The sequence below is a fragment of the Gammaproteobacteria bacterium genome (assembly GCA_035279405.1).
GTDB lineage: Bacteria > Pseudomonadota > Gammaproteobacteria > Natronospirales > REEB76 > REEB76.
Genome location: DATEHU010000034.1, coordinates 202,578 through 218,788, shown reverse-complemented (window position 1 = coordinate 218,788; position 16,211 = coordinate 202,578). Strand labels below are relative to the sequence as shown.

The 16,211-nt window shown below is 59.0% G+C and carries 12 protein-coding genes; 3 read left to right on the top strand and 9 right to left on the bottom strand.

The features are described 5' to 3' along the window. Positions 1 to 16: 16 nt before the first annotated feature. The gene (locus VJR90_08890) at positions 17 to 1,429 is read right to left on the bottom strand and encodes an extracellular solute-binding protein (GenBank protein HKV97589.1); all 1,413 of its coding nucleotides are present in this window, start codon (positions 1,427 to 1,429) and stop codon (positions 17 to 19) included. A gap of 116 nt (positions 1,430 to 1,545) precedes the next feature. Further along, positions 1,546 to 2,775: a hypothetical protein gene (locus VJR90_08885; protein ID HKV97588.1), complete on the bottom strand. Its 1,230-nt coding sequence runs from the start codon at positions 2,773 to 2,775 to the stop codon at positions 1,546 to 1,548. 340 nt (positions 2,776 to 3,115) lie between these two features. Between VJR90_08885 and VJR90_08880 the strand changes: the two genes are divergently transcribed. Together VJR90_08880 and acs are read left to right on the top strand one after the other, a co-directional pair. Beyond that, positions 3,116 to 3,700 (top strand): acetate uptake transporter, encoded by a 585-nt coding sequence (locus VJR90_08880; protein ID HKV97587.1) that lies wholly within the window; start codon positions 3,116 to 3,118, stop codon positions 3,698 to 3,700. 122 nt (positions 3,701 to 3,822) lie between these two features. Further along, positions 3,823 to 5,859 (top strand): acetate--CoA ligase, encoded by a 2,037-nt coding sequence (gene acs, locus VJR90_08875; GenBank protein HKV97586.1) that lies wholly within the window; start codon positions 3,823 to 3,825, stop codon positions 5,857 to 5,859. A gap of 193 nt (positions 5,860 to 6,052) precedes the next feature. Here acs and VJR90_08870 read toward each other — a convergent pair whose 3' ends face one another. Genes VJR90_08870 through VJR90_08850 form a run of 5 tightly spaced genes read right to left on the bottom strand, consistent with a single transcriptional unit; the run spans position 6,053 to position 11,612 of the window. Further along, on the bottom strand, positions 6,053 to 6,745 hold the full coding sequence (locus VJR90_08870) for an aspartate/glutamate racemase family protein (protein HKV97585.1): 693 nt from the start codon (positions 6,743 to 6,745) through the stop codon (positions 6,053 to 6,055). Further along, positions 6,742 to 8,127: a glycoside hydrolase family 47 protein gene (locus VJR90_08865; protein HKV97584.1), complete on the bottom strand. Its 1,386-nt coding sequence runs from the start codon at positions 8,125 to 8,127 to the stop codon at positions 6,742 to 6,744. Before VJR90_08865 ends, VJR90_08870 begins: the two co-directional genes overlap by 4 nt. Before the next feature lie 44 nt (positions 8,128 to 8,171). Then, a complete protein-coding gene (locus VJR90_08860) occupies positions 8,172 to 9,359 on the bottom strand; it encodes an AGE family epimerase/isomerase (GenBank protein ID HKV97583.1) in 1,188 nt (395 codons plus the stop codon). After that, complete coding sequence (locus tag VJR90_08855; GenBank protein ID HKV97582.1) at positions 9,356 to 10,336, bottom strand: carbohydrate kinase; 981 nt, start codon at positions 10,334 to 10,336, stop codon at positions 9,356 to 9,358. Before VJR90_08855 ends, VJR90_08860 begins: the two co-directional genes overlap by 4 nt. Next, positions 10,329 to 11,612 carry a sugar MFS transporter gene (locus tag VJR90_08850; protein HKV97581.1) on the bottom strand — a complete coding sequence of 428 codons (1,284 nt, stop codon included), beginning with the start codon at positions 11,610 to 11,612 and terminating at the stop codon, positions 10,329 to 10,331. The genes VJR90_08855 and VJR90_08850 overlap by 8 nt, the downstream gene beginning before the upstream one ends. Positions 11,613 to 11,729: 117 nt before the next feature. On the opposite strand from VJR90_08850, the gene VJR90_08845 reads away from it, so the two are divergent. After that, entirely contained in the window at positions 11,730 to 14,072 is a 2,343-nt protein-coding gene (locus VJR90_08845; GenBank protein ID HKV97580.1) for a GH92 family glycosyl hydrolase, read from the top strand. A gap of 432 nt (positions 14,073 to 14,504) precedes the next feature. Here VJR90_08845 and VJR90_08840 read toward each other — a convergent pair whose 3' ends face one another. Continuing rightward, on the bottom strand, positions 14,505 to 15,614 hold the full coding sequence (locus VJR90_08840) for a hypothetical protein (protein HKV97579.1): 1,110 nt from the start codon (positions 15,612 to 15,614) through the stop codon (positions 14,505 to 14,507). Further along, a complete protein-coding gene (locus tag VJR90_08835; GenBank protein ID HKV97578.1) occupies positions 15,601 to 16,164 on the bottom strand; it encodes a hypothetical protein in 564 nt (187 codons plus the stop codon). The genes VJR90_08840 and VJR90_08835 overlap by 14 nt, the downstream gene beginning before the upstream one ends. Positions 16,165 to 16,211: the final 47 nt, after the last annotated feature.

Here is a 16,211-nt window from a genome sequence, read left to right as displayed (position 1 = left end):
CGCACTCCGCAATACCTCACTTGGCTGGACAACCGACGAAGCCCAGCTTTTTCCACTTGGCGACGATGCTGGCAATCTGCGCGGCCGTGTCCTTGACCGCCTGCGCCGGAGTTTTTTCCCCGCGTGCGGTCTGCGCCATCATGGTGCTGAGCAGGTGTGTGTTGTACACCTCGCTCACCGCCGGATTGGCGAAACCCGGATAGCCTGGCCATGCAGTCCAGGTGGCGGCATTGCGCAGCACTTCGAGTTTGTCAGCGGGTTTCGAGCCCCAGGGATCGTGCGCCAGCCAGCCGCCCTTCTCGAACAACTGCGGCACGGACTTGGGGAAAGCCGGGAAATTGTACAGTTCGCTCTCGTAGGTCGCCCAGCTGTAATTGGCGGTGAGGTCAAGCAGGAATTTCTCGGCCGCCCGCTTCTGCTCTGGATTTGTGACGTACTTGGGCATCACGTAGATGAACCACACGTGCGAGGTCTGGTGCACCTGACCGCCGGGGCCCTTGAGGCCGGGGCTGAAGCCCGTGTCCTCGGCGTTCGCGGGAGCGGATGCCTGCGCAGTGCGGTAGAACGAGATGGAGTTCTGGATATAGGAAAGCTGACCGGAGACGAATCCCTGGTTGTTGGAGGCTGGGTTCCAGGCAAACACCTCCGGAGTCTCCGCATCCTTGAACAGCTTGGCCTGGTATGCCACCGCCGCCACCACTTGCGGCGAGTCCAGCGCCACGTCACCGCACTTGTCGAACACCTCGCCACCGTAGGACCAGATCAGCGAACGTGTGTAGAACTCGGAATCGAGTTCCGGCGACATGCCCACACCCACCGGGATGCCGGTCTTCTTGAAGATCTTCACGCCGCCGTCATACAGATCCGCGTAGGTGTGCGGGCCGGTGGGATAGCCAGCGTCTTTCCACAGCGACACGCGGTAATCGCCCGGGTCCGGTACCCAGCCGTGACAATAGCCATACCATTCGTGCTTGATCGGCAGATAGGTCTGGCTGGTGCAAACCGCCTCTTGCTTGCCGAACGCCTGCTCCGCTGCATGGTTTACGGCATCGAGGTTCTGCAATCCCTGAATGAATGACGCCGGCGGCGATATCATCTCGAACAGCGTCGCACCTTTGCCGGCGGCCACCGCGGCGGCCAGTGTCGGCACCAGATCACCCAGATTGATGTGCTGCACGGTGACCTTGACATTGTTCTGTTTGCCCCACTCCTGCGCGTAGGGGTCGAACCACTTGTCGTAGCGCGGCACGAAATGGCTCCATTGGGTAATAGTGAGCGTGGTACCCGTCGGGAATTTGGCCGGGAAGTTCATGGAGCCGAACTTCGAGGGGAAATGCACGGGCGCGGGCTGGGGAACCGCCGCCATTACGGACGCTGACAGCAGCAGCGCTGCAAGCGTGACACTACATTGCGACAAGTATCTTTTCATGGCTAACCTCCTCGACTGGATAAACTGCGACAGAGCCGCCCCGGTGACCGTCCTGAGCAGCGGCCGTGCGGGTGCCCCTTTAAGGGCACCCGCGATCGAGCCGGAAAACTACCAAGCTAGAATTTATAAATGGCGCTGAGCGAGATCTGATTGCCGCTGGTGGTAGTCACTGCGGGCGCCGTCGCGGCCGTGGTGCTGTCCAGGCTGGCATGCATCCACTCCACACCGAATCCGAACGGACCATCGCCGAAAATCAGGTCTGCGGCGTATTGCCGGGATTTCAGCAGGCCGCTGGCGCCATTTCCGATCCAGGTGATCACATCGCTTTCATTGGGTTGCGCGGTGGCATAGGACACATACAGGCCCCAACTGGGTGTGAACTTGTAGCCACCCTGTGCGTAAATACCGTGCTCACTGATGTTGCCGAACTGGGCAAGCGCCCCGAAAACCTGGCCCAAGCCCTTGCCGGTGTAGGCGGTGGCCACCACTGACCACGGACCGGGATGCCAGCCGGTGCCGATTTCCAGGGCCGAAGAAGTGATCGTGCCGGTGATCGGCGTGGGCGAAGTGCCGGTCACACCGCTCAAATCCTCACTGCTGTAATGACCAACCACGAATCCGTGCCAGTCGCCCTCCTGTGCATGCAGGCGCGCCTCGATCTGCGGACGGAAGTCTACATTCGCGGCGGTATCGAAATTGGTGTTGGAGCCGGGGCCATTCCAGGAACCCGAAAACGCCCCCAGATCCAGCCGCCATGCCATGGAATCCGACGACGACTGACCCAGAGCCTGCGAGTACACCACGCCCGGGAACCGCCAGCCGATCATGCCGCTCCCGAAGCCCAGCGGAAAAGCGATATGTGCGAGGGATTCGGGAATCGCATCTATGGGAAACAGCAGATCCCATTGCTGGCCGATGGTGAAGCTGCTGCCACTGTCGGCGTTTGAAACCTTCATGAACGCCTGCCGCAATCGCGGCGTCTGCTGCTGCGAACTGTACGCCCCAGCGCCGTTGAAGCCGCCGAAGAAATCGCCTTCCAGATGCCCGCTCACCGTCCAGCCATTCGAGAGGCTGACCCCGGAAATGTCTATCCAGGCACGCGTATTGCGCACATCGAAGCCCGAGAGATTATGGTTCGAGCCGGCATTGGTCACCGGCCATTCCGCGTTCTGGCCGTTGCCGAAAGTGAAGTCCTGGTTTTGCCAGAAGAAGCTGGTGCTGACAAAACCGTGGAAGCTGATGGTGGGACCGGAACTCGCGGGTGGATCCGCAAATACTGCGGTGGCAAAAAACAGAGAAGCTATCAAACCGAAGATTACGCCTGTCTTGATGCTGTTCTTGCTCATGGCGATTCTCCCCTGGGAAATCACAAACGGATTGAGTGTTCGAATGGGCCGGTCAAGGCCTTGAGATACGCAAGGTTTTACTCTTGGCTGCTCCTTCCTGTCAAGCACCATCCACGCACTGGGCAACTGCAATCCACATATAACAACTCAGTTGACTACGCAACTGGCAACGCTAAGTGGTTATTTAAATTGAGCAAATAGCGGCGATTCATCACATGCGGCGATTTGCGCGCGGCCTCTCCGGCTTCGGTTGTCGTCCCGGGGCTGATTCAGGCTCTTGCGGAGCACAGTACTTAGGCATATAACCTTTGGCGCTCGATAACTATGGGAGGAGATCTCAATGGCAGAACAAGCTAATCCCCAGGCCAATCCGGCGGCATTGGGGCTGATATGTTTCGGACTCACTACCGTCATGTTGAGCCTGGTCAACGCCGGCATGGTACCGAGCGGTAGCTTGGCGGTCGTGCTGCCGCTGGCCTTCATCTATGGCGGCCTCATGCAAATCGTGGCCGGGGTGCTCGAAGCTAAAACCGGCAACACGTTTGGCATGACCGCGTTTATTTCGTACGGTGCGTTCTGGGTATGGTTCGCGTTGCTGCTCTGGCTCGGCGGCATGAAGTCACTGGATTTGTCCGGTGTCGGCAACGGGATCAACGTTGCGCTGATCCTGTGGGGCTTTTTCACTCTGTACATGTGGGTTGGAACCTTCAAGCTGAACTGGGCCCTGTGGTGGATATTCCTCACCCTGTGGGTTACCTACTTCCTGTTGGGCATCGGCGGGCTGACCGGCAGCAAGACGTTGGGCCTCGCGGGCGGCTGGCTGGGCGTGATCTGCGGTGTCATCGCGATGTACACGAGTTTCGCGATCGTCACCAACAGCACCTTCAAGCGCACGGTGCTGCCGCTTGGACCGATAGGCGGCTGATACACCAAAGCAAAAGTGCGGGGGCTGTAAACGGCCCCCGCTGTTTTTCAGCGGCAGCGTGGCAGGCCGCGCGAGTCGCGTAGATAATTGCAGAAATTCCTGGGATGCAGGAGGTTGCAGTCATGGCTGTCAATGTGAAAACCGAATTCTCCGAGGCCGAAATCGCGGTCCACTGGCGCGAGGAACCGCTGATTCCGCCGCCGGTGGAATTCATCGGCCAGGCCAACATGACCGATCCGGTAGTGTTCGAGCGCATGGCGCTGAAGAACTTTCCCGAATGCTACCGTGCTTACGCCGATCTGCTTTCCTGGGACCGTTACTGGACGCATACCTTCGACGGCTCGCAGGCGCCGTTCTGGAAATGGTTCGTGGGCGGGGAACTCAACGCCTGCTACAACTGCGTGGACCGGCACCTCGCGAAACGCCGCAACAAGGCGGCGCTGTATTTCGTGCCGGACGCCGAGGGCGAACCGATCGCCGCAATCACCTACCAGGACCTGTGGGTGCGGGTGAACGAATTCGCCGCGCTGCTGCGCGATTTCTCCCATTTGAAGCGCGGCGACCGTGTCACGTTGCACATGCCAATGGCGGTGGAAGCCGTGATCACCATGCTCGCCTGCGCGCGTCTGGGCGTGATCCACTCGCAGGTATTCAGCGGCTTTTCCGGCAAAGCCTGCGCCGACCGCATCGTGGATTCCCAGAGCCGCGTGCTCATCACCATGGATGCCTATTACCGTGCCGGCAAGCTGCTGGACCACAAGGAGAAGGCCGACATCGCGGTCAGCGACGCGCAGAAGCAAGGCCAGAAGGTGGACCAGGTGCTGGTGTGGCAGCGCCACCCCGGCAAACACTCGGCCGCGACGCCGATGGTCGCGGGCCGTGACCACGCGGTCAACGAAGTGCTGGTGAAGTACCGGCGCCAGCGCGTCGCGCCCGAGCGCCTCGCTGCCACCGACGGCCTGTTCATCATGTATTCGAGCGGCACCACCGGCAAGCCCAAGGGCTGTCTGCACGCGATCGGCGGCTATCTCGCCTGGTGCACCGGCACCGCGAAGGACGTGCTGGATGTGAAACCCGAGGACGTGTACTGGTGCATGGCCGACATCGGCTGGATCACCGGCCATTCCTACATCGTGTACGGACCGCTGGCGCTTGGCGCCTCGTCGGTCATGTACGAAGGCGTGCCCAATTACCCGGACGCCGGCCGGCCGTGGCGCATCGCTGAACAACTGGGCGTCAATATCTTTCACACCTCGCCCACCGCGGTGCGCGCACTGCGTCGCGAGGGCCCGGACGAACCGAAGAAATACAATCACCATTTCAAACTCATGTGCACCGTGGGCGAGCCCATCGAGCCGGAAAGCTGGCGCTGGTATTACAACGTCGTCGGCAAGGGCAAGGCGGCAGTGGTGGACACCTGGTGGCAGACCGAAACCGGAGGGCATTTGATCTCGACATTGCCCGCGCTTGGCGCCATGAAAGCCGGTAGCGCCGGCCCCGCGCTGCCCGGCGTGCATCCGGTGATTTACGACGACAACGGCGCGGAGATTCCGCCGGGCACCGGCCGCGCCGGCAATCTCTGCATCCGCAATCCCTGGCCGGGATTGATGCAGACCATCTGGGGCGATCCGGATCGCTACGTGAAGACCTATTTCGAGCGCTACTGCAAAAACAAGAAAAGCAAGAACTGGGAGGACTGGCCGTATTTCCCGGGCGATGGTGCAGTCCAGGCCGCGGACGGTTATTACCGGGTGCTCGGTCGCATTGACGACGTGATCAACGTCGCCGGCCATCGCCTGGGCACCAAGGAAATCGAATCCGCCGCCATGACCGTGGCGGAAGTTGCCGAAGCCGCCGTGGTGCCGGTGCCGGACGAAGTCAAAGGTCGTGTACCGGAAATCTATGTGTCACTTAGACCTGGCGCGGCCGCGAACGATGCGATGGCGCAGCGTGTGTCAAAAGCCATCGAGACCGAAATCGGGTCCATCGCCCGGCCGCGGCGCGTGTGGATTGTGCCCGACATGCCCAAGACGCGTTCCGGAAAAATCATGCGCCGGGTACTCGCCGCGCTCTCGGCGGGCCGCGACCCCGGCGACATCACCACGCTCGCCAATCCGGAAGTGGTGGAGAAAATCCGCGCTCAAGTGGCACAGCACTGACGTTAATCAGTTGCTTAGGGCTCCCAACAAGATGTACACCAGCGATAAATCCCCCCGCGCCAAACGCACCCCCCTTTGCAAAGGGGGGTGAGGGGGGAATTCAGGTATGCCGAGTAAGTTATCACTACATATTTTGTTACACGCTCACAGACAAGCAGAATAATTGCGTTTTCGCCGAGCTAGCCGTCAAACCTCAAGCACTCAAAGCCCAGTCCACCGCCGCGCGCGCGTGAATCTCGGTGGTATCGAACAGCGGGATGCCTGCGCCGGGCGAACCGCCGAACAGCGTGAACTCGGTACAGCCGAGAATGGCGCCTTCGGCGCCCGCCGCCGCAAGACGGCGGATTACGCCGAAGAACGCCTGGCGCGATTCCTTCCGTACCACGCCCTTGCACAGCTCCGCGTAAATCATGCGATGCAGCACCTCGCGGTCATCGGTATCCGGAATCAGCACACGCAAGCCGTGCTGCTCCAGGCGCAGCTGGTAAAAATCCTTCTCCATGGTGAAACGGGTGCCGAGTAAAGCTACGGTGCGGATGCCCCGATCCTTGACCGCCTTGGCCGTGCCATCGGCTACGTGAATGAGCGGCAATTTCACAACGGTTTCGATCTCGGGCGCCACGAGATGCATGGTGTTGGCGCAGATTACCAACCCTTCGGCGCCGGCGCGCTCCAGGCGTTTGGCTGCATCCACCAGCAGACGGGCCGCGCCGGCCCAGTCATCGGCATGCTGCAGGCGCTGCAATACGTCGAAATCGAGGCTGTAGAGCAGCAGCCGCGCTGAATGCAATCCACCCAGGCGCTCCGCCACCAACTGGTTGATGCGCGCGTAGTAATGCGCTGTGGATTCCCAGCTCATGCCGCCGATGAGGGCGAGCGTCTTCATGATTGAGGCACGGGTTGCGGATCGCGCCGCAGCGAGTGGCCTTCGGTATTGAAAATCACGCGGTTGAAATCCAGCGTTTGCGGCGGCGCAAACAGCAGGTAGAAATACTTGAAAGTCTCCGCGAATACATAGCTTTCCATGGCGTCGGTTTTCTGCTTGGTGATGACGCTGGCGAGCGCGGCATAGCCGTCATTCGTGCGGCAGTATTTCACGAACTCGTCGAACATGCGTTTACCCATGAGGCGGTAATAAGGATCGCGGGTGTAGTGGTACAGATAATAGGTGGATTCGACGATTTCCGGGCGCAGTGGATATTCCGGATCCACGATTTGCATGGTGCGGTAATTCAGTGTATCGGGCTCGATGCTGTAGAGGTTCCACATCCTGAAAGACGAAGCTTGCAAGCGCCGGGCTTGAACAAGATCGCCTGACAGCACCAGTTCCGCGGGGAAATAGGCATCCAGCGCGCCGTATTCCGTGGCGGTGCGCTTGCCGGTGTACATGTTTGCATGGCCGTACCATAGCTCGCTGTCGCGTTCGTCGGCCAGGTACTTGTCCACGGCGGCGATGCTGGTCAGCCACATGCGCTGACAGTCTTCATCGCCAAACAGCTTCCAGCATTTGAGCTGGTATTCGTAATACGAATCAATGCCGCCGCTGATGTGCGAATCGTCATCGGTCCACTGGCCGGTTTCCACGTTGATGCCGTCGCCCACCAGCCCGATGGGCGAGCGGCGCTTGAAGGTTTCCACCAGTGCGCGCTTGGCTTTGGCATAGAACACCGGATTACCGGTGAGTTTGCTGAGCGTGCCGAATTCCAGGAGCAGCGTGCCGGTTTCCGCGGGATTGGAGTCCACGCCGCGCACCGCGCCGGTGCGCAGGTTCACGTAGCGGTACGGCAGTCCGGTCGGCGAATTGAACGCCGGCAGCAGGTGGGTGCCGAGGTCGTCCGCCAACGCCAGCAATCGCCGGTCCCCGGTCAGCTCGTAGCCCGACAGCAGCCCGCCCAGCAGGCGGATGTTGACTTCAAACACCTTGACGTAGATGTCCTTGTTGAAATCTAGTTTGGTATCAATCAACGCGCGATCCTCGGCGGCCTGCTTTTTCAGGCCCATGAGCACCAGCGTGTCCAGCGCATCCACTGGTGTCATCAGCAATGACTGCCCGGGCCCATACCAGTCGAACGGCCGCTTGCTCAAGGGCCGCAGTGCATCATGTCCCCAGGCATAACGCTTGTAGCCGTACCAGGCGTGCAGAAACTCCGCCTTAACGCGCGCTGCCATGCGCCGCGCTTCTGCGTTGCTCATGGTCGTGGCGGGCGGCGTCTGCGCGACGCCTGCACAGTGCAGCAGTAGCGCGATGATCGGGAGCAAAATTTTCACAGAAAGGCGCATAACAAAACCCCCGTTAACCACAAGCTGATTGCTCAGAGCTTGCGCAACACCCTGAGCACCTCATAGCACGCGCCCATGGTGTGGTAATCGCATTTGCCGGCGGGACTTTTCTCATCGCTGTATTTGTGGTTCTCGCGGTCCAGGATTCGGTACCAGCCGCCGTATTCATGATCCACGAAATGGCGCCACGCGTACGACCAGATCCGGCCATACCAGCTCCAGTATTGCGCCTCGCCAGTGCGCGCCGCAAGCAGCGCCGCCGCCGTGAGAGTTTCGGCTTGCACCCAGAAGTATTTGTCGGTGTCGCAGGGTTTGCCCTCGGGGTCAAATCCGTAGTACATGCCCTCGAATTCATGATCCCAGGAACGGCTCAGGGCCACATCGAAGAGTTCACGCGCGCGCGGCAGCAGCCACGGCTCCGGCCGGTGCCGTTCCAGGATCAACAGCAACTTGGCCCACTCCGTCTGATGGCCAGGCTGAAAACCCCAGGGGCGAAACAGGTGCTTGGGGTTGTCGCGGTTGTATTCCCAGTCAGGGTTCCAGTTTTCATCATGGTGCTCCCACACCAACCCCCCGGCTTTGCGCGCCTGGCGGCGTGTCATGTGGTCGGCCAGCGTGCAGGCACGCTCCAGGTAGCGCGCTTCCGAGCTGGCCTCGAAAGCTGCGAGCATCGCTTCACACATGTGCATGTTGGCATTCTGGCCGCGGTAATTGCTGAAATTCCAGTCTGCATCGGCTTCATCGCGGTACAGCCCGGCCTGAGCGTCCCAGAAATATTTCTCCAGCAGCTTCCAGGTTTCCTCCATCCAGCCGTGGGACTGCGGCATATCCACCCTGAACGCGCAGGCGTAAGCCAGCAACACGAAAGCAAGCCCATAGCAATGATTGGTGCGATCTTCCGCGCGGCCATCGCTGAGCGTCCAGGCATAACCGCCCGTGCGTGCGTCGCGGTGCACCTCGCGCAGATAACGCACGCCATGGATTGCCGCATCGAGGTAAGCCGGATTGCCGAATTCGCGGTACGCCATGGCATAGTTGAAGACAAAGCGTGTGCTGCTCACCAGATGCCGATGATGCGTGTCATACACGCTGCCGTCATCCTTGAAGTAATGGAAAAATCCGCCGGCGGGATCTATGGCGCGGGGATGATAGAAGGCCATGATGCTGGCGATGTGTGTGCGCAGAAAATCGGGTGAATGGAAATCCGGCTGCATACTCATGAATGTTCCGCGAGGAATTGCTGCACTTCGGCCAACGTCGGCATGGATTCAAAGGCTCCATGACGCGTGACTGCAAGCGCGCCGCAGGCGGCGGCAAAACGCAGTGCGTTTTGCATGCGCGTCGCACCCGCGAGCCAGTCCGTCAACCCGGCGGCGCTCACCTTATCTCGCACCAGCCAGCTCAGCATTCCGCCTACAAACGCATCACCCGCGGCTGTGGCGTTTACGGTCTGCACGGCAAATGCCGGCAGAGTGATGCTGCCGGAGCGCGTGAAATGCCTTATCGGCGCCGCTGCGTTGGTGACCCACACCCATTGAGTGCGCCCGCGCCACAGTTTATCGAACACCGCGGCTTCGCCCCCCAGCGGTTCAGCCAGGAATGCCAGCTCTGCGGCACTCAGTTTCACCAGTTCGGCAGCGTGCAAGGCCTGCCAGATGCGCGGACGCGGGTCGGTGCTTTCGGGCCACAGGTTCAGGCGCAGGTTCATATCGAAGCTCACCAACGCCCCGGCCGTTTGTGCGCGCCGCATGCCCTCGAGGGTGACATCAGCAATCGCCGCTTCCGTCAGGCTGTTGGAGCAGGCGTGAAATACGGCAGCTTCGGCAAAACAGGCGCCATGGAAATGGTGTGAGCGGAACAACAGGTCCGCCGCCGGTGGTCGGTAAAAGCTGAACTGGCGTTCGCCCTTCGCATCCAGCGACACGAACGCCAGGGCGGTATGGGCCGCGCGCGTGCGTACCACATGCTCGGTGGATACGCCCGCTGCCCGCAGACTTTCCAGCAGGAAATCCCCGAACGAATCTTCGGCCAACATGCCCACAAAGGCCGCCGGTGTACCGAGTCTGGCCACCGCCACCGCAACATTAGCGGGCGCACCGCCCGCGTAGCGCACGAAGCGCTGCGGTGCGCCCGATTCCATGGAAGGTTCGGCGAGCAAATCCACCAGGGCTTCGCCAAAACACACCACGCTAGGCATGGGCAGGCGGCTCCGCCGGTGTGGCCAGCGATGTCTTTAGATCAGGCTTCGAGCCCCGGAAGCCGTAGAACACTATGTAGAGATAACACAACAGCGGGAGCAGGAAAGCATGATGCACACCGATATGGTCAGCCAGAACACCCTGCAGTTCCGGGATGACCGCGCCGCCCACGATGGCCATGATCAACAAGCTCGAGCCGCGGCTGGTCAGAGGGCCGAGACCCTCGATGCTGAGCGTGAAGATATTCGGAAACATGATGGAATTGAACAGGCCGATGCCGACGATGCTCCATACCGCCGTCATGTCATGACTCAACATGCTGGCAACCACCAGGAGTGCGGCAATGCAAGCATAGATGCCCAGCAGTTTGCGCGCGTCAATGCGTTGCAACAGCGCCGAACCGATGAATCGCCCGATCATCGCGCCGCCCCAGTAGAGCGAAACGAAACCCGCCGCCCTGACCTCCGGCATATTGCCGATGCCGGGTAATGAAATGTAATTGATCATGAAGCTGCCGATGGAAACTTCCGCCCCGACGTACAGGAAGATCGCCGGCACACCAAACAGCAGATGCCGGTGACGCAAGGCGGCGCGGAATGGATGTTCAGGCTCGGCACTGCGATTTTCCGCGATACCCACCGCCGGCAGGTGAAACAGATACACAATCAGCGCGAGCACGAACAAAGCCACGGCGATGCCGATGTACGGACCCTGGACCGCACGCGCCTGCTGTAATTGATAAGCCAGCTGCTGCGGAGCACTGAGTTTGGCAAGCGCCGCGCTGCTCAACACCGCGCCGGACAACAACAGCAAGCCTCCAAACTTGGGCGCCAGGGCCGTACCCAATGAATTAAATGCCTGCGACAGGTTGAGCCTGCTGGGTGCACCGCGCGGCGCACCCAGCAGGCTCACATACGGGTTGGCCGCCACTTGCAATAAGGTAATGCCGCTGGCCAGCACGAACAGCGCGCCAAGGAACATGCCGTAGGAAGGCATCGCCGCCGCCGGATAGAACAGCAGTGCGCCCAATCCCGCCACGCACAGGCCGACGATGATGCTGTTCTTGTAACCACATACCGCGACGACCTTGCCGGCGGGCAGCGACATGAGAAAGTAAGCACCGAAGAATGTGAACTGGATCAGCATGATCTGGGTGTAATCGAGCGCGAACACCGATTTCAGGTGTGGCACCAGCACATCGTTGAGTACTGTGATGAAGCCCCACATGAAGAACACGGCGGTCACTACGCCGAATGCCAGGCGGTTTTTGTTCATATGGCAGTGATTCCGCTGAGCCGCCCGAATGGGCCAGAAGGGCGGGCAGCACTATATTATGATTGCCCCGTGTTTCAAACCCTCGCCGGGATGCGGAATCTGAAGAGGAATCACAACATGCGCACGCGCATTTTTCACGCCACTTCATGCTTCGGAGTCGTGATCCTGCTGGCCGCCGTCACGCTCCCGGCCTACGCCGCGTCCGCTGCCAGCCAGGCCTATGATTCCGTAAATCCATTCATCGGCACTGGTGGCGGCGGCCACACCTTCCCCGGCGCCACGGTGCCCTTCGGGATGATCCAGTTGAGTCCCGATACCGCGATGCCCGATTTCAAGCACGCTTATGCATGGGCGGCAGGTTATCAATACGGCGATCACAGCATCCTCGGTTTTTCCGAAACGCATTTTTCCGGCAGCGGCCATTCCGATCTCGGTGACGTGCTGTTGATGCCGGGCGTGGGCAAGATTGAATGGGACCCGGGTAACCCGGACAAGCCGGGCAGCGGCTACCGTGCGGATTTCAGCCACAGGACCGAGACCGCGCAACCCGGTTACTACGCGGTGACGCTCGCGACCAGCGGCGTACGCGTGGAACTTACCGCCGGCCGGCGCGTCGGCTGGCATCGTTACACCTTCCCGAAAGACCAAACCGCACACGTACTGCTGGACCTGCGCCCGAGTATCTACGATTACCCCGGCAAGGTGCTGTGGGCGCGGCTGCGGGTGCGCGCCGATGGCACCGTCACCGGCTACCGCGAAACGCGTGGCTGGGCGCCGGGGCGGCAATTGTATTTTGCGATCCGCTTCTCACAACCGCTCAAGTCCCACGAACTGGTGAATCGCGAACAAAATATCGTGTACCAGGGTTTCAAAGGGCCGGCGCCCGACCCGACGGGTGTGGATGCGATTGCAGGCAAACAGCTCGAAGGCGCGTTCGAGTTCGGCAAACTCACGAGTCCGCTGCTGGTAAAGGTGGCGATTTCCACCGTCAGCGCAGCCAACGCGATCGCGAACCTCGATGCCGACGGCCAAGGCTGGGACTTCGACGCACGCCGCGCCGAGGCGCGGGCGGCATGGATAAAGGCGCTTTCGGCGATTGACGTGGAGGCGCCGCCGGACATCGAGAAGAGTTTCTACACCGCGATGTACCACGCGCTGATCTCGCCCAATGTCTCGATGGACGTGAACGGCGAATACCGGGGCCCAGATCACGCGGTGCATACCGCCAAAGGATTTACCTTCTATTCGAGCTGGTCGCTGTGGGATGTGTATCGCGCGGAAATGCCTTTAATGGCGTTCCTGCAGCCGCCACAGCGCATCAACGATTTTGCGGACTCGCTGATCGCGGCACAACAGGAAAGCCCGTTCGGCATCCTGCCGGTGTGGGCCTACGAGGGCCTGGAAACCTGGTGCATGATCGGCTACCACGCGGTACCGGTGATCGCCAACTTCTACATGCAGGGTTTCCGCGGCTTCGACGCGAATGCCGCGTTGCAGGCAATGATCGCGAGCGCCACCTATGCGCCGTACGGCGATCTCGGCGACTACATGAAATTCGGTTACGTGCCCAGCGACCGCGAACCCGAGTCGGTTTCCAAGACACTGGAATACGCCTTCGACGACTGGACACTGGCGCGGATGGCGCAAGCCATGGGCCACAAGAAAATAGCGGCGAAGTTTTTCAAGCGCGCCGAAAACTGGCGCAACGTGTTCAATCCGAAGACCGGCTTCGCGCAGCCCCGGCTTGCGAATGGGAAATTCCGCGAACCCTTCGATCCCGCCGCCGCCGGTGCGGGCAGCGGTTTCACTGAAGGTAATTCGTGGCAGTACTCGTGGTACGAACCGCAGGATATCGGCGGTCTGATTCATGAACTCGGTGGTGACGCCGGACTGGTCTCCAAGCTGGATCAGGTGTTCGACGCCAAAATCAATCCCAAGGTCTTTGCCAAACTCGAGGACGTGACCGGGCTCATCGGCTGGTATGCGCACGGCAACGAACCCAGCCATCACATTGCGTACCTGTACGATTACGCGGGCGAGCCGTGGAAAACCCAGCAGCGTCTCGCGCAAATCATGAACAGCCAGTACGCACCGACACCGACGGGCCTGGTCGGCAACGACGACTTGGGGCAGATGTCGGCGTGGTACATCTTCACCGCCTTGGGTTTCTATCCCGTCGCACCCGCCAGCAACGAATACGTGATCGGCCGGCCGTTCGTACGGCGCGCCACGCTGCACCTGCCGAACGGTCGGCAATTTACCGTCATAGCCGACAACTTGGACGACGCGCACCCCTACGTGGGCGCGGTCAGTATGAACGGCAAACCGTTGAACCGCAGCTATATCCGCGAGGACGAAATCATGTCAGGCGGTGTGCTGCGCTTTGTAATGCAGGCGACGCCGAACAAAACTTGGGCGACCTCGCCTGCCAGCCGGCCTTATTCGATGAGGGCTTATTGACCGTATGCTCGCGGCGCTCTAAAGGCGGCGCTCCGTCACCAACTGGTTAATACGCGTGTAGTAATGGGCGGTGGACTCCCAACTCATGCCGCCGATGAGGCCAAGAGTTTCATTGGTTGCGCCAAACCACATGCAGCTCGCTCGCAGTTATATCATCACGAACTGTAAGTATTCCTGAATCTGCATTGAGAGCTGAATTCGAGTTCACTGTCATGATTGTCAAATGACATCGACAAGTTTCAGATCGGCGCGAGCGCCACGATTCACTTAGCTCTCCAGCGGCCGTGACGCAAACGAGATCACCACCCTCGCCAATCCAGAACTGGTGGAAAAGCTCCGCGCACAGGTGGTGCAGCGTTGCTCTTTATTGAGATCCACAACAGCCCGGCACAGGATTTACAAATCCACCGACTGCGTGGAGTGGAAGTATTCCTAGTCGGCTAATTCAATATCCACAAACTTATACTTGTTACTTGCTGTGTGAACCGCTTGAATCACAACGGAGCGATTCACCATGGGCCCAATCACATCGTCGACAGCGTCCCGAAGATTATCCACATGTATAAACCCGCTTTCGACATGTATTTCGATCCAGTCTTTGTCCAAATGTACAGCACGCAAAATACCGTGCAACTCGGTTAGTTCTTCGCTTGAGCTTACCTGAGGCTCGACCATTTGATGTAATTGCTGGTTAATATTCCCACGAGAATCAGCTCCAAGACTTACTCGATGAGGATCCCCAGGTATTTTCAGCTCAATCCTCTCAAATGACCTGCCCGTGGGTGCAAGATTTCGTGCAAGTTTTAAGAACGTGCTCCTGTAACTGTCATCTCCCACAAGCCTTTTCAATTCCGTTGTGTCCTGTTGAGAAGAAGCGTCAACAATATCCAGGAAGTGGCGGGCAATTTGTTCAGGTTGAACGTTTTCTCGGAAAAAGTCAGACTGTAGCGGCTTCTGAATTGCTACAGCAAACTGATAACTTCCAGGAGCTGACTGGAAAAGCCACGGCCTGCATGCTTCTTGTATTTCTTTTGTCGGACGGCCCGTCCTTCGGTGTGCCGCTCCATTAAGAAACTCTATTGTTCTATAGAACATTGATTGAATCGTCTGAACTTTGTCAACGATCAAATCTAGCGGTGCACCACCAGTAATGACTTCACCACCCTTAACTGAAACAAGCACTTGTCCCGGCACAAAGTCTACATTGGCTTCTTGTTTTGAAGCCTCTGTCCATATAGCTTGCACTAGGGTTCTCAATTCGCCACGCGCAAAATTAGGAATGTCCGGATCGGCCAAGAGCGAATACGCAAGGCGCTCAGCCTCAACGAATTCGAATGCTTTAAACCATAGGGCCACGGCACTTACAGCGGTTACGCCCCTAGTTCTTGCCTTCGATACGTCAACTTCATCAAGCGCCCTACGTTCGGCCTGCGCAGCAGCACGGTACAACTCGCGTGCCCGCTTGATATTTCTTTCTAGCTGGGCTGACTGAGCCTCACTCGCCAGTTTTTCGCTGGCTGCATGATAATCAAGCCATGTCATCGCTTCTTTCTACAGTCTGAATCATTATGGTTTTTTCCTTGAACCCCACTACGCTAGCAATTGCCGGAATGTTGCTCACACCGCGCTTCGTTTGTTCGACTTTCTGTCTAAGACGCGTTTTCAATGTAGACTGAGTTCCACCGTCAACACCTGATACCTCCAAGCGCAGGCATCGTTCCAAATCATCTGCTCGCGTGCCCATCGGAGCAACATACCAATCTGCACCCGTTAGTGTTTCTGCACGCCTTACGGCAATCATATCTTCCTCAACTTCTATCGCAGCAAGACAAACACCATAGGCGCCACTTTCTGTAGTATCTATATTGTTTGCCCACGCATTGAGTGTTCTAACGGTCGGGGTTGCAAATTCTGCCGTCCTCTTAGTCGCCCTTTTATCACATTCTATCCTCATATCAACAGGAGAAACGTGGTGCCGGCTGAGGCAAATTGATACGGCTTCGTAAAAGGTGTCACTAATTGCGCGTGTGAGACCGGAGTGACGCTTGTAAAGCGCGGTCAATTCGAGAGGTTTTTTGTCATTTTCACTCATTGCTGAATTTCTAAAGGCCAATAGCTACAGGCTGAATGAAATCATCC